Genomic DNA, 15,150 nt, shown 5'->3' with positions numbered 1-15,150 from the left:
TAATGATGCCGCTGAAGGCAACCATATTTAAACCTGCTTTAAATACTGATGCTGTAAAGCCGGTATATGTTATACTGCAATGCGCCGTAGCCATGTGTTTTATTGGCCACGGCGCATTTGGCATTATAACCAAACCCATCTGGTGCAATTATTTTGCCGTTGCCGGGATAGGCAAGGCGATGGCCTACAAACTAATGCCTGTGGTTGGTATGGTTGATATTTTAATGGGTATCAGCATCCTGATCTATCCAACACGTGCGGTTACGCTATGGCTGGTTATCTGGGGTTTAATTACCGCATCCATGCGCCCATTATCAGGAGAGCCCTTTGCCGAGATGATTGAACGTGCCGGGAACTATGGCGCGCCTTTAGCTTTATTGCTCTTGTGTGGATTTGAGCCGTCTTTTAAATCTTTATTTACCAAGATGAAGCAGTCTGCATCTGTATCGGTTGATCGCCTTAAATTGGTACAGCTGGCTTTACGTATAGCGGCGTTTTTACTGCTTACAGGACATGGCTGGTTAAACTTGCTCCACAAAAAGGGATTGATGGGTCAATACAATTCCCTGGGTTTTCGTCAGGCTGAAAATGTAGCTTTGGTGAACGGCATTGTCGAAATTGCCGCGGCCGTGTTTATTTTGGTTAAACCGAACCGTACTTTGCTACTGGTGTTTTTTATCTGGAAAGTAGCAACCGAACTTTTGTACCCGCAATACGCCGCTTTTGAGTGGATAGAGAGGGGAGGGAGTTACGGCGTTTTATTAGCCTTATGGTTTATTTGCGCGCCGCATACCAAAACTGTACACGGCGCACAAAAAAGTGTGATCACATCCTGATCTATTTTGAGCGAACGCCGATCTCGGCAATCGCTACACCATTCCCGCTGATCACGTGATCGGCCCGGAATTTAAAATACCTTGCTTTTATTGGTGCATTCAGTTTGATCTCCTGCTCAACAGGGTTAGCTTTGATGTTTGAGAATTCACCTTTTGCGGCTTCCTTCCAATCAGTACCATTATCACTTACGTAAAAAGTATAGCGGTCAACAATGCCTTCAGTTTTCTTATCCTGACGAGGTAGGTAAGTGAATGTGCTGATGGTTTGCTCACCGGCCATATCTACAGCCAGTTCAGTTGGTTTAAATGCTGCCGAAGTATCCTTTTGCAAGGTGATCCAAACCGAACGATAGTTCTCGTCAATAGCTTGCGCAGCACCGTTATTAGCGGTGTTCAGCAATTCCCAATTCTCTTTATTCAGGCCGAATTTTACGTTAGCGGCCTCGCTGGTTACATCGCCATCCACGGCAATAGCCTTAACGATGCCACCATCGGTCAATACAAATGGTTTGCTATATGGGGTTGATACCTTGGATGGTGTGCTGCCATCCAGCGTGTAGTAAATGTTTGATACAGGCGCATCGGTACTGATGGTAACCTCGCCGCTGCGGCTTTTGCTGATGGCGGGAGCAGTAACGTGTACAGGCTCTTTATACAAGCCGAAATCGCTCAATGCAATGCTAACCGGCGATTTTACAATACGCAGCCTCACCTTGCTTGCCGTAATATTTTGCGGTAAACGTATTAGTCGTTTTGAACCGATGCTTGTTGCGGTAGCTACCTGTTTCCACTTTCCGTTTTGATAAGCATCCACAGCTACTTCCTCAATACGCTGCCCTAATTTAATATTCTCACGCAGTTGGATCACGTTAAAGCTAACCGGCTTTTTAAAGCTCAGGGTAAGCGTTGGGGTGTTAATCTTATCATCCGTTGCCCAGTACGAGAAAGGGTCAGTATCCGTCAGGAATTTAGTGCCATATAGCTTGCTGTTCTTACCACGTACATTACTGGCTGTGATTTCGGCATCCTTAGCCAGATTAGTAGTAAAGGTTTGCTTCAATAATTCACCAAAGGCTTTCAGCTTGGCCACATCATCGGCATCTATCACACCATCACGATTTGGTGATAAACCAAGATCCAGCGCCGCGCCACGGCCAACGCTTTTGTAATACAGATCGAGCAGGGTATAAGGCGATTTAGCCATTCCGTCCTGACTGGCATGATAAAACCACCCCGGTCGAAAAGGTACATCGCACTCCGCAGGCATCCAGTACTTGCCGTTGCGCGTGCCTTCAATGCCTAACTCATACAGTACCTCGCCATTAGCCGGTTGTTTGCCGGATTGCGATGCTTTAGGCGTATAGGTTGCCCAGCTTGTTTCGCCCGCGTGGCCTTCCTCATTACCTACCCAACGCACATCCGGACCAACATCGCCAAATATGGTTGCACCGGGCTGCATTTTACGGGTAATGGCCCAGGTGTTTGCCCAATCGTAATAAGTGGTGCGATCTATTTTGCGTGTCTCGTTGGCTCCGCCGTAGTAGCCGTCGCCGCCATTGGCGCCATCATGCCAGGAGATGAACAGCTTGCCGTAATTGCTGTATAATTCGCGCAGTTGCTGCTGGTATATTTTCAGGTATTCAGGTTTGCCGTAAAAGGCATTGTTCCTGTCCCAAGGCGAACAATATAAGCCTAACTGCATACCCAGTTTTTCGCAGGCCAATTGGTATTCCTTAACCATATCGCCCTTGCCATTTTTCCATTTGGCTTTGCTGATGTTATGGTCGGTAGTTTTGGTTGGCCACAGGCATAGTCCGTCATGGTGTTTGGCTACCATAACTATGCCCTTAAAGCCGCCATCCTTAGCCGCCTGAACTATCTGCACGGCATCAAATTTTGCCGGGTCAATCAGTTTCGGGTCTTCATCGCCAAAACCCCATTCCTTATCGGTATAAGTATCAACGCCGTAGTGTATGATGCAATACATCTCCAGCTTATGCCAGTTAAGCTGCGCTGCAGATGGCGTTACACCATAAGGCTTAGGTGCAGGCTGTGCAAAAGCCAAGGCGCTTTGCAACAGGAGAGAGGCAAGGGCTATTTTTTTCATTTAACGTCGATTAATGTTTTAACCAGGATGCCGGTATTTCGGCAGGTGCCGAGCCGTCTTTACTATAAAGTAGTTTGAGCGAGTAACCGCCGCCACCTTCTATAAAGTTAAGCTCAAACGGTTGCAAACCTTTTTTCAAAGCTACCTGTCCGCTTTTTTCAATGGCCGAGTGCATGGCTTCGTTGTCAACCACTAAACGGTCAGCAATTTTTAATACGCCGCCATCATCACAGGTTAAGTAAAATGTATAGACGCCATCGCTTGGCACGTAAATGTAGCCCCGGTATTTCAGGCCAAAACTCGGTGCGGTGGCCTCTTTGGGCACTGTAGCCGTACTCACGGTTAAAGCTTGATTTTTAGCAGTGTCAGGTATTAATGTTGTTTTTTTGTAGAATGCCGGGAAGTAACGTACCGCCAAGCCTTCCTGTAAACCGGTTTTATTAACCGGCTCGGCAAGTGGTTGCTTTACATATTTCAGGTTATACAGATCGCCGCGAACACCTGACGCGGTATAAGCCACCAAACGAATATTTTTTGATTCAGTGATCTTTAACGGGCCGGTGAACTCCTTCGACTGCTGTGTTGGCAAAGAACCGTCGGTAGTATAAAATATTTTTAAGCCCGGTAGTGGTTTGCTTATATTAAGCGTGGCTTCATCGGTAAATACATTGCTCTCAACCAGCTCCGTAAAATCAGGTAAGCGGTAGTGGATCTTCAATGCATCAAAGCGCGGATACTGTTTCAGCAAGCGTTGCTGATAGCTTTTGTAGTCCTTTTTGTTTGTCCATAAAACTTCCGCAAGTGCCGTCATGCGTGGGAACACCATATAATCCGCACGGTTTTCTGTCGGGATGCGTTCGCTCCACAGGTTGGCCTGCGCCCCGATCACGTTGGCGGCTTCCTGCTTGTTCAGTTTTTCGGGTATCGGGTTAAAGTGATAAACATTGTAAACCGAGTTCTGATCCGGGTCATTATCAAAATACAAAGGGTTTCCCGGCGTCATGATCACCTTATTGCCATTCTTGGCCGCCTTTATTGGCGCGTTAGGCACCCAGCTACGCCAATACATCACCACAGCGGTCGAGCTGATGCCATCTTCCAGTATCTCGTCCCAACCGATCAGCTTTTTGCCATTCTTATTAAAGAATTTCTCCATCCGGTTAATGAAGTAGCTTTGCAGCTCAGCTGATGTTTTAAGCCCTTCTTTTGCCATCATGGCTTTACAAGCTTCAGATTCGCCCCAGCTTGTACGGTCAACCTCGTCGCCGCCAATATGAATATACTTGCTCGGGAACAGCGCGAATATCTCTTTGTAAACGTTCTCGGCAAATTCATAAGTGCTTTCATTACATGGGCATATCGGGGTAGTAAAAAGTTCGCCCCATTTGCTGCCGCCTGTGCACGACAGGAATGGATAGTTGTTGATAGCCGCCATCATGTGGCCCGGCATATCAATTTCCGGAATGATGTCAATATGCCTTTTCATGGCGTAGGCTATTACATCCCTCATTTGCGCCTGGGTGTAAAAACCTCCATAAAGCGTCTTGCCATCACGTTTGATGATGTGTTTCGGGTCGATAGCGAAATCAGGGTTATCCTTTGATTTTTCGATACAAGCCGAATCTTGGTTATTAAAGGTGCGCCATGCGCCAAATTCGGTGAGCTTAGGGTATTTCTTTATCTCGATGCGCCAGCCCTGGTCGTCTGTTAAGTGCAAATGCAGTTTGTTAAATTTGTACAAAGCCAGCCGGTCGATATATTTTTTAAGATACTCGATTGAAAAGAAGTGGCGTGAAACATCCAGGTGCATGCCGCGCCAGGCATATGCAGGCTGATCGGTAATTTGAACAGCAGGCAAAGTAAGTGATGTTTTACTATTCGCCTGTTCAATACCTGCCGGTAACAACTGGCGGATGGTTTCAATACCTCTGAATATACCTGATGCAGTTTTGGCAGATAGCACTACCTTTGCAGGCGTAATGTTCAGTTTGTAACCTTCATCAGCGGTAATGCTTTTATCTGTAACCAGTTGTATAACGTTTGACGACGCAGGGCCGTAAGCCAGTGGCTTGCCATTACTATTTGTTATTAGAGCATTAAGCATTTGCGCTTCGCCTAAATATTTTTTACCGGCAGGCAAAGTAATCTTAGTTTGGCTATTGATTTTAAATACGCCATTACCCTTAACCACCGATTGCGGGTAAGGTATAAGGTTAACTTGCGGTTCGGTTGTTTGAGCATTAAGGGTTGATCTACTCGCCATTATGCCCAGCATCGCGATACAGAGGGTAACAATAAATTTTGACGGTTTATTTATCATCATTTCAGATTATTTGATTATCGGTTATTTAGACGAGCTCTTTAAACTTACTTACATCGATCTTACTATGCTGATCGGTACGCAATCGCCAAATTAGCAAAACACTAGTTAAAACAAATTAAAATATTTATAAAAACGCAAAAACTTTTATGAAAATTTTAAAATGTATTTGATTTTCGAAATTTATTAATAATCTTGTAATTCTCAATGCAACCGATTGCAGTATTTTCAAATTATGATAATTAAGCCAAACATTAAGTACATTTTATTAGCTGCGGCGTGTACCTGTAGTTTCATAAGTAAAGCGCAAAACAAACCTAAATTCAGGGATGAAAAGTTGCCAGTTAACGCCAGGGTTAATGCGCTGATCTCAGAATTAACCTTGCCCGAAAAGGCATCTTTAATGGGGTACCGAAGTGCAGAAGTTAAGCGTTTGGGCATACCTGCATACAATTGGTGGAACGAAAGCTTGCATGGTGTGGCAAGGGCAGGCGAGGCTACGGTATTTCCGCAGGCTATTGCTATGGCCGCAACATTTAATGATGATTTGGTGAACGAAATTGCAGGTGCCATATCCACCGAGGCAAGAGCTAAGTACAACCTTTCGACCGCACAAAACAGGCGTTTAATGTATATGGGTTTAACCTTTTGGTCGCCCAATATTAACATATTTCGCGACCCACGCTGGGGCCGCGGACAGGAAACCTATGGAGAGGATCCGTTTTTGACCGGTACCATCGGCAGCGCCTATATTAAAGGTATGCAAGGTAATGATCCGTCACACCTTAAAACCGCGGCAACTGCTAAACACTTTGCCGTACACAGCGGCCCCGAGGCGCAACGCGATTACTTTGATGCCAAGGTAGATGAAAAAGATCTGCGCGAAACTTACTTATATGCCTTCCATAAACTGGTTGATGCAGGCGTTGAATCGGTTATGACAGCCTATAACCGGGTTAACGGCGTACCTACATCAACCAATAAGAAATTGATAACCCAGATTTTGCGCGGCGAATGGGGCTTTAAGGGCCACGTAGTTACTGATTGCGGTGCACTGGACGATATTTATTTAACGCACAAGGTATTGCCCGACAAAGTATCGGTTGCGGCGGCAGCTATAAAGGCAGGTACTAACCTCGATTGCTCAAGCATTTTCCAGAGTGATATTGTAAATGCGATTAACAAAAAACTGATTACTGAGAAAGAAGTAAACGAATCGCTTTCGCAGATTTTGCGTACGCAATTCAAACTTGGTTTTTATGATGACGCCAAAAGTTCACCTTATGCAGGTTATGGTGCAGACAGCGTACACAACGATTACCACGTAGCATTAGCCCGCAAGGCCGCTTTGCAAAGCATGGTTTTGCTTAAGAATGATAAAAACATTTTGCCCTTAAACAAGCAAGATTACTCCAGCATCATGGTGGTAGGTTCGAGCGCGGCCAATTTAGATGCGCTGGTAGCCAACTATCATGGTGTAAGCAGCCGCATGGTAAACTTTGTTGAGGGCATTACAGCAGCCGTTGGCCCGGCTACGCGTGTGGAATATGATTTAGGCTCAGGTAATAAAGATACCACCCATTTTGGCGGGATATGGGCTGCCGGTAATGCCGACGTTACCGTTGCCGTAGTAGGTTTAACCCCGGTTTTAGAGGGTGAGGCCGGTGACGCCTTTCTTTCTGAAAGTGGTGGCGATAAAAAAACTTTAAGCATCCCGGCGGATAACATCGCGTTTTTAAGGGAACTGCGTAAAAAAGTGACCAAGCCTATAATTGCCGTGGTTACATCGGGCAGTGATGTTGATATTGCTGAGATTGCCCCTTATGCCGATGCTATTATACTGGCCTGGTATCCGGGTGAGCAGGGTGGTAATGCGTTGGCAGATATCCTGTTCGGTAAATATTCACCATCAGGCCATTTACCGTTAACCTTCTACAAGTCGGTTAACGATCTACCTGCTTACGATAACTATAATATGAAGGGCCGTACCTATCGCTACTTCACCGGCCCGGTGCAATATCCGTTTGGATTCGGCATGAGCTATACGTCATTCAAGTTTGATTGGAACAATCAACCGCAAAAAAGTTATAGCGCTAAGGATTCTGTTACAGTATCGGTGAACGTAATCAATACCGGCGCGATGGATGGCGATGAAGTGGTGCAAGCCTACCTCAAATATCCGCAAGGAGAGCGTATGCCATTGAAAGAGCTGAAAGGCTTTAAGCGTGTAACCGTTGCTAAAGGCGGACAGCAAACAGCAACTATAAAAATTCCGGTTAACGATTTGCAAAAGTGGGATTTGAAAGCTAACAAATGGAAGTTGTACCCCGGTACTTACACGCTGAACATCGGCAACAATTCGGCTGATGAAAGATTAACAGCAACGTTCACTATTAGGTAGTAACATCATAAAATAACAAAGGGAATATCAACCGATATTCCCTTTGTTGTTTTATAATGTTTTAAACAGCCCGCAAATCATGCACCAGGCCAAGCTTTACGGCTAACCGGCCCGCAACTTCGCTGCGGCTTTTGCCTTCAACGGCCATCAAAAACTCGATAGGGCCGCCTTCTTTACCGCAGCCAAAGCATTTAAACGTATTTTTATCCTGCGATACCATCAGCGATGCGCCTGAATCCGGGTGAAACGGGCAGCGGCCTTTTAAGGCTTTACGGCTATCCTGCAAAGGCAGGTAGGCTGAAACTATATTTACAATGGGCGCTTTGGTTTGAATGTGCGATATCAGTTCGTCAGAAGGCATGGTCAACAGTAATTATTAGAGGCTCAAACTTAACAAAAAAGACGATATTAATGCCTGTTAAAAGCGCTGATCCGGGCGATAAAGCTATCTTATTGTGTTGCAATAGCAAAAAATCGAGAGTGTATTTATTGTTCTTCCTTAAAAAACACTTTATAATAGTTCATGGCCTTATCATCATCAAAACCTTTCTCAATCAAATCCTTATCACCATGAATGTAAATATGGAAATTGCGGTCGAGCTTTAAGACACTTTTATACACGCGCGCCTGTTTTTTTACCGCGTTTGATGATATTTCGAAGCTATCGGCAATGGGCGTTTCAAACTCGTCTTCGTATTGCTGCTTATAGTTTTTGAACGATTCTATAGCTTGCTCGTTACCAATCACTTCTCCTGCAAATTCGTCCAGGTCAAACGTTTCCTTCTCCTTAAAATACTTCATGCTGCGGTTCAGCAAGTCTATCTTATCAGCTTTGCTCATATCAAACTCATCATCCAGCTTTTGGGTTACAAAGTTTTTGTATACACTAAGGGTATTGGCGGTTTGATTAAAGGCGTCGTTACGTATCTTGAGCTTTAAAAAATCGTCTTTCCAATAAACGGCTGCATCCTGGTTGTTGCCGGTTTTGTCAATCACTACCACCTTGTAGCCATCCTCTTTAGCGGTATTGAAAATAAGGCAGCCTTTGTCAAGTTTATTAATGTTGATGCCGTTTTCCTCGTAATCCATTTTAAAGCCGCCCTTGTCCGGATAAACTTTTAGGTAAGTTTCCTTCGTTTCTGATTTGAATACGCCTATCGCATCTAATAGCTCACCTTCGATCTGCACGTTGTTAAACAGGCCGATGTAAAGCTCGCCTGCCTTTATTTTGGGGTGAGTGGTAACCGCGTAAAGGTGCTTGGCAATTTGCTGCGATACGTCATGAAAACGCTCGTTATCCCCGAAAATCTGGGTGGCAAAACTATATATCTCATTGAGGTTGATATCGCTGTGGTGCATAAGGTGGTAAACCTCGTTTGTCTTTTCAAATGGTGCTAAAAAATACTGCATCAACAGACGGGGAATCATCTCGTCCTTCAGGTCGAGCGGTTCGTCAGACAGGGAGTACATTTCGTCCTGCGCCTGGTTGCCAACATGGTGAACGGAGAGTATATCTAAAAAAGCTTCGAATGAGGTTACCATAATCGGGTTCAAAGATGAGGTTTTTTTCGGGATGACCATTGCCTGACGCGTGAATGTTGAAAGTTGGCGATTTATGCCGACCTTTGCGCCGATTATGATACTGAATGACGATACCATTGTTGCGCTTGCCACACCAAATGGCGTTGGTGCCATAGGCGTGATCCGCTTGTCTGGGCCGCAAGCTATTACTATTGCCAATATTGTTTTTAAAGGTAAGGATCTGACTAAACAAGCATCGCACACTATACATTTTGGCCATATAGCTGATGGTGATGTAATGTTGGATGAGGTGCTGGTATCATTATTCGTGGCTCCGCGATCATACACCCGCGAAAATGTGGTGGAGATATCATGCCATGGGTCAAATTATATTTTGGAGAGTATCATCAGGCTTTTAATTAAAAGTGGGGCAAGGGCCGCCAAACCCGGGGAATTTACCTTGCGGGCTTTTTTAAATGGCCAGCTCGACCTGTCTCAGGCTGAAGCGGTTGCCGACCTGATTGCTGCCAACTCAAAAGCGTCGCAACAAGTAGCCTTACAACAATTGCGGGGCGGTTTCAGCAATCAGCTAACTTCACTACGCGAGCAACTGGTACAGTTTGCATCACTGGTTGAACTGGAGCTCGATTTTTCGGAAGAAGATGTTGAGTTTGCCAACCGCGATCAGCTCAAACAACTGGTGGTTGATACCATGAAAGTTATTGGCGGTTTAATACGTTCATTTGAGCTTGGTAATGCCATAAAACAAGGCGTGAACACTGTTATAGCCGGGCGACCAAACGCGGGCAAGTCAACCTTATTGAATGCGCTTTTAAACGAAGAGCGTGCTATTGTTAGCCATATTGCCGGCACTACGCGCGATACGATTGAAGAAGTATTGAATATAAATGGCATTAACTTCAGGCTGATTGACACCGCCGGAATACGTGAGGCCACAGACGCTATTGAGCAAATAGGGGTGGAGCGCACCATGGAAAAGATAAGCCAATCCGCCTTGATTATTTATGTTTATGATGCTGCGCAAATAACAGTCGAAGAACTTGACGCAGACATTGCAAAACTTCAACGCCCCGGCATGAATCTGCTATTGGTAGCGAATAAGATCGACTTGCTGAAAGAATCGCAATTTAATGCGTTACCTGTCGAAGCCATAGGGGTATCAGCACAGCAAAAACAGCATATCGACTCGCTGAAAGACAAAATATACCATGCCGCCGTTAAAGAACAGCTTACCGGTAACGAAACTCTGGTAACCAATATCCGCCACCTGGAGGCCCTCCAGAAAACAGAAGAAGCGCTGAACCGCGTTCTCAATGGCGTTGACGGCTATATCACATCTGACTTTTTAGCCATGGATATTAAACAAGCACTACATTACCTTGGTGAAATAACCGGAACAGTAACCACAGATGACTTGCTGGATAATATATTTAGTAAGTTTTGTATCGGCAAGTAGGGCAGTGAAGTAAGGCAAAGAGTTAACAAAGCAATACAAACAAGCGCCTCACCGACCGAAGTACAGCAGATGGCCTATTTTGTAAATATCTTTGAAGTCTCTTGTTTCCAATGCAGCTGATCCCCTCGGGTTATTCATTATAGCTGATCTGCCTTTGAGCGTTGATTTGGCATCAGGAGCATACAGCGCTTCGCCACCGTTATCAAAACGCATGTAAACGTCTTGTTCTTTTGGCTGACATAAGTAATTATGCTTACCTGGCCCTGTTTTCTCAGAGGATCATGTTGTAGGTTGGGGTGTACCAGGCCAACCGTGCCTAATAGCTCATTTGTATTCATTTTGGCATTGTTAAGTTTTAGATGTTATTGCCCGGGCCGGCGCGAATCCTTGATGCCCAGGGCTTCGTTAAAATTTTCAAGGCTTAGTTCCAGGACAACGGGACTTTATATAGCCAGTTCCAACGCGATGCGTATTTGCATCATAACGGCCATGTCAATCCCGCTAATGATCATACACAATGCGTATAACCTTGAGATATGAAAACGCCTTAGCAAATAACCATTCATTATAAATGTTATCGGAATACCGGTGCCCTGCACTAACTGGTAAACCATAACAAGGCTTACATCATTTGATTTACGAATGATGTAAGCCCCAATGAAAAGTTCAATTACAGGCAAAGCCAGTGCATCTACCATGCTGGTAAGCAACAGCATATGCATTGGCCTCTGCTGCTCTTTAAAAAATGTATCCTTTAATATTTAAGACATTAAATTATTTGCAGATGCGGCTTTACTTTTATATCAACAATGTCGCAGCGTTCCGGCTGGCTTAGGGCAAAAAGTATAACATTAGCAATATCCTCTGCCTTGAGCATTTCCAGGTTTTCTTGTTGCTTCTGCTGGTCGGGTACCGAAACCGGTTGCATGTCTGTACCAACTGCGCCGGGCTCAATAAGCGTTACCTTAATACCTTGTTCATTTACCTCCTTACGCAGGCTTTCTGTAAAGCCTTGTATGGCCGATTTTGTGGCCACATACACAGAGCTGTCTTTTTCGCGCACATCGGCGCTCATGGAACCTACATTGATAATATGGCCGCGTTTTTTTTCCTTCATTTGCGCTAAGGCAATGTGGGTGCAGGCTATATAACCGGTAAGATTGGTGTTAACTACTTTATGCCATTCGCTGTAGTTGCCGTCAGATACACCCTGATACGCCAGGGCAGCGTTATTAATAAATACATCGATGCCATTTAAGTGCGCATTAGCTTCTTTAAAAAGCTGTTTAATTCCTTCTTCGGTAGCCAGATCGGCAATAATGCCATTAACGCTGCCGGTAAAACCGGCGGAGGCCACATCTTTCAATACATCGTCAAGATGTTGCTGATCAGTACCATTTATAAAAACATTAGCGCCATGCGAGGCCAGGAGCAGTGCTGTGGCCCTACCTATGCCGGTTGTCCCGCCCGTAATTATTATTGATAAACCGTTTACAACTGTCGGAGCGTAAACCTGATTGTTTTCATTTAATGCCATAATTAATTTTTATGTTTATTTCCAGGATATGATAATTTTTTGATCTCCGTGAATCAGGTATTCAAACCCGCTTTTTTTCTTTGATAAACTGTCAACCTCCGTCTGGTCTTTATCGTTACCCGTCAATACCGTAAATTCCGGCAGCTTGCCCTTTTCTTTGGGTACTATACATATCCGGCATGTAAGCTGCCTGTCGCCAAGTACTTTAAAGCTTAGTGAATTGTTCTTCACGGATTTGCCGGAGATGGGATAATCAATAAAAACTAAAAAGTTTTCGTCTTCAACATTAATGTATTGACGAGGTACTATGCCAAACGCTAACCCGGCTCCGTACACTTCCTGCCCTACAGCGCCTGATTGCTCCCAGCCATCATGTATATCTTCCAAAGCAACCCATAGGTTTGGGTCCAGCTCGCCGGTTTTAACCTCGGTTGACAGCATTTCTTTAGGCAGCATAGGCGGATAGTAATACGCCGCGCGGTTAACCATATACTTTACAAATTCGGCTAACAGTAACGATACTGATGGTAAAATTTCCACCCCCTCGGCATAGCTCAGGTACTCATGCACACCCGAATAAGCCTCCTGCTCTTCATATACCGCCACATAAGGTGCATCGCTAAGCGGGTACAACTTAAAGAAGCTTGGAAAGTGTTGCCCGAAGCCATAATTACACTCCCAAAGCGCTACGTTTTTAAATACATTGGCGAGGAATAAATAGCTCAGGTCACGATAAATATCTTTTTTCGTTTCACGATATAGCAACATCATGGCCTTAGCGCCAAACATGGTGTTGTTGGCCTGATAAAATACATTGAACCCATGCTGTAACATGGATTCGGCAGCTTTTTCGGCTTCGCGGAAATACTTTTTATCACCGGTAACCTCCCATATCTGTAACATCACATGCGCATAAATGCCCGCAACGTCTTTTTCACCGCCTTCGCCTTCCTTTGCTTCAGCTTTTATAACCTCAAGCGTATCCATTTTATAGAACACCGGCCATACATAATTAAAATGATGTGCAACCTTTATGGCATAGTCAACAGATTTTAATAATAGGTCTTTCCCCAAATCATCCCCCGCCGCAGCCATACGGGCCAGGTTGAGCAAAGGATGGTGCAGATACCAGGAGTCCATCACTAATGGCACTTTTTGCTCTTCCGACTCATCCAGCATATCTTCTTCCGAAGGCAGCCAACGCATCACAGTGCCTAGTTTTTCGTTATAAAATGCAGGCAAGGCTTCTTTAATGTCAGTTTCCATCTGGCTTTTTTCACCGCTCCAGCCTGTATATTCTTTTACGGGTAACAGTACGGCTAACTGTACCATTATTTCAGGTGGCGTATTGTAATCACACACATATGCGTTTAAATACGGGTGTCCGCTGCGGTGCGACCAGCAACCCTTGTTATTCTGCAAATCATTAATGGCATGTTGCAGCATGTCCGGGTAATTATGGTATTTTGTATCAGGCTTAGGTAATAACAGGTAGATACTCGCGATCGCATCTAAAAACCCCTTGGACATTTCAAACTGATCGGCCGGTGCCTTATCGCTCAATAATACAAGTGCGTCTGATATCGTATATTTTTTGCCGGCTTGCAAAGGTTTTTCAATGGCAGGTGGTAAGCTCAAACCTAATTCCGGCCATTGCCCGCCTACAACGTCGGTAGCCGGTGTTTCCGTATCCACATTGTAGGTTTCAAGAGCGGTTAGGTTTTGCAGGTATAAAAATGACCCGGCTTTAGGTTTTTTGAAGGATGCATAGATCAACCCGGATCGGCCTCCGGTTTGTGATACATGTATCTCACCTGATGTTTGATCTTCCTTGCCTTTAGCACCCACTATAACAATATCTCTTGGCCAAAATGGTACCATCATCTCATTTGATGGTGTGAGGTCAACCGTGTAATGTAATATCGCCTCGTTTTTTTTGGGCCAGTTGATAGCTACATTATATCTCCCTGTTAAAGCCCTTAAAGCGACAGTTAAACCATCCTGATTTTCGGTTACTTTAACATCCAAAAAACCATCAGGCGAATAAGCGGTCCTGAAAGTCATTTTTAAATTCTTCCCGACATTGGCTATTACCCATAACGAGTCATTAAGCTCTACAACCTCAAAGTTAAAGCCTTGTACTGTGTACTGATATAATGGCTCTTTTTGAATATCAGCCAGTCGGTTGGCAGCAGCTACTGCCCATATAGATGTTCCGGTTGACATGTTTTTATTTATTTTAGGTATTAATGATTTTGTAGCACAGCCGGTGTCCAAACTTTATGTCCGCAACTTGGGCACTCGGTATCTGCCGGCTCAAAGGGTTTTTCTTTAGTAAAGCCACAATTTTCGCAGGACAGCAAGCGGTCTGATCTTTTAAATCGATCATATAATGCTGTGTCAGTTCTGGGTATAATAAATAAGCCCGGTTGTGGTTCTTCTTCTTCTATAATGGTAAAATCTCCATTCGCTTCCATATATAGCCGTTTTACCTGACCCAACTGTTTAATGCCCGAATAACGCAATTGTGCCACCAAACGTTCGCGTGTGAGGCGTGCTTTCTTCATTTCGGTCAAATCCATCACCGCGTTTTTTACAAGTACTGATATATTGCCTTGTGATATTTTTTCAAATGGTTCGCTATAAAAGGTTTTACTGGATATCCAGCGGCCTGTTAACACAACAATGATCGCGATAACAACGGCCGGTAGTAAACCACGGTCCGGCGCTTGCAGCGGAATACCGATTGTAGCGGCAAGCGTAACCATGGCGACCAGGTCATTACGGCCAAGTTGTGATGACATACGTTTACCAAGTAAACGCATACATATCATTAATAAAAGATAAATAAAAGCGGCACGAATCAGCAGTTCAATATAAAATGAGGGTGGAACTTCGCCAACAAGCCAGCGCATCCAATCAGTCAGTTTTATTTCGTCGGGCTTCATAAT

The 15,150-nt window shown here is 44.6% G+C and carries 12 protein-coding genes; 3 read left to right on the top strand and 9 right to left on the bottom strand.

Annotated elements, in window-relative coordinates; translation table 11 throughout:
- The first annotated feature begins 2 nt into the window (after window positions 1-2).
- Window positions 3-836, top strand: coding sequence for a hypothetical protein (locus tag LT679_RS16450; protein ID WP_232178763.1), 834 nt, complete (start codon window positions 3-5; stop codon window positions 834-836).
- Between the two features lies 1 nt (window position 837).
- Here LT679_RS16450 and LT679_RS16445 read toward each other — a convergent pair whose 3' ends face one another.
- Both LT679_RS16445 and LT679_RS16440 read right to left on the bottom strand, forming a co-directional pair.
- Window positions 838-2,943, bottom strand: a complete 2,106-nt coding sequence (locus LT679_RS16445) for an alpha-L-fucosidase (RefSeq protein WP_232178762.1) — start codon at window positions 2,941-2,943, stop codon at window positions 838-840.
- Window positions 2,944-2,953: 10 nt separating this feature from the next.
- The gene (locus LT679_RS16440) at window positions 2,954-5,266 is read right to left on the bottom strand and encodes a family 20 glycosylhydrolase (RefSeq protein WP_232178761.1); all 2,313 of its coding nucleotides are present in this window, start codon (window positions 5,264-5,266) and stop codon (window positions 2,954-2,956) included.
- A 232-nt stretch (window positions 5,267-5,498) separates the two neighbouring features.
- Between LT679_RS16440 and LT679_RS16435 the strand changes: the two genes are divergently transcribed.
- Window positions 5,499-7,664 (top strand): glycoside hydrolase family 3 protein, encoded by a 2,166-nt coding sequence (locus tag LT679_RS16435; protein WP_232178760.1) that lies wholly within the window; start codon window positions 5,499-5,501, stop codon window positions 7,662-7,664.
- Window positions 7,665-7,725: 61 nt separating this feature from the next.
- On the opposite strand, the gene LT679_RS16430 is transcribed toward LT679_RS16435, so the two are convergent.
- On the bottom strand, window positions 7,726-8,025 hold the full coding sequence (locus LT679_RS16430; RefSeq protein ID WP_232178759.1) for a CHC2 zinc finger domain-containing protein: 300 nt from the start codon (window positions 8,023-8,025) through the stop codon (window positions 7,726-7,728).
- Window positions 8,026-8,150: 125 nt separating this feature from the next.
- On the bottom strand, window positions 8,151-9,206 hold the full coding sequence (locus LT679_RS16425; protein ID WP_232178758.1) for a nucleoid-associated protein: 1,056 nt from the start codon (window positions 9,204-9,206) through the stop codon (window positions 8,151-8,153).
- Window positions 9,207-9,300: 94 nt separating this feature from the next.
- On the opposite strand from LT679_RS16425, the gene mnmE reads away from it, so the two are divergent.
- Entirely contained in the window at window positions 9,301-10,662 is a 1,362-nt protein-coding gene (mnmE, locus tag LT679_RS16420; protein WP_232178757.1) for a tRNA uridine-5-carboxymethylaminomethyl(34) synthesis GTPase MnmE, read from the top strand.
- A gap of 48 nt (window positions 10,663-10,710) precedes the next feature.
- Here mnmE and LT679_RS16415 read toward each other — a convergent pair whose 3' ends face one another.
- The 5 genes from LT679_RS16415 to LT679_RS16395 form a co-directional block, all read right to left on the bottom strand.
- Window positions 10,711-10,875: a hypothetical protein gene (locus tag LT679_RS16415; protein ID WP_232178756.1), complete on the bottom strand. Its 165-nt coding sequence runs from the start codon at window positions 10,873-10,875 to the stop codon at window positions 10,711-10,713.
- A gap of 230 nt (window positions 10,876-11,105) precedes the next feature.
- Window positions 11,106-11,384 (bottom strand): hypothetical protein, encoded by a 279-nt coding sequence (locus tag LT679_RS16410; protein WP_232178755.1) that lies wholly within the window; start codon window positions 11,382-11,384, stop codon window positions 11,106-11,108.
- A gap of 47 nt (window positions 11,385-11,431) precedes the next feature.
- Window positions 11,432-12,199 (bottom strand): SDR family oxidoreductase, encoded by a 768-nt coding sequence (locus LT679_RS16405; protein WP_232178754.1) that lies wholly within the window; start codon window positions 12,197-12,199, stop codon window positions 11,432-11,434.
- A gap of 15 nt (window positions 12,200-12,214) precedes the next feature.
- Window positions 12,215-14,425: a hypothetical protein gene (locus tag LT679_RS16400; RefSeq protein WP_232178753.1), complete on the bottom strand. Its 2,211-nt coding sequence runs from the start codon at window positions 14,423-14,425 to the stop codon at window positions 12,215-12,217.
- Between the two features lie 20 nt (window positions 14,426-14,445).
- Window positions 14,446-15,147 carry a YetF domain-containing protein gene (locus LT679_RS16395; protein WP_232178752.1) on the bottom strand — a complete coding sequence of 234 codons (702 nt, stop codon included), beginning with the start codon at window positions 15,145-15,147 and terminating at the stop codon, window positions 14,446-14,448.
- Between the last annotated feature and the right edge of the window lie 3 nt (window positions 15,148-15,150).

Origin of the sequence: Mucilaginibacter roseus (assembly GCF_021215455.1) — a bacterium.
GTDB lineage: Bacteria > Bacteroidota > Bacteroidia > Sphingobacteriales > Sphingobacteriaceae > Mucilaginibacter > Mucilaginibacter roseus.
The sequence above is the reverse complement of the archived record's forward strand: the minus strand, read 5'-3'. Positions and strand labels throughout refer to the sequence as shown.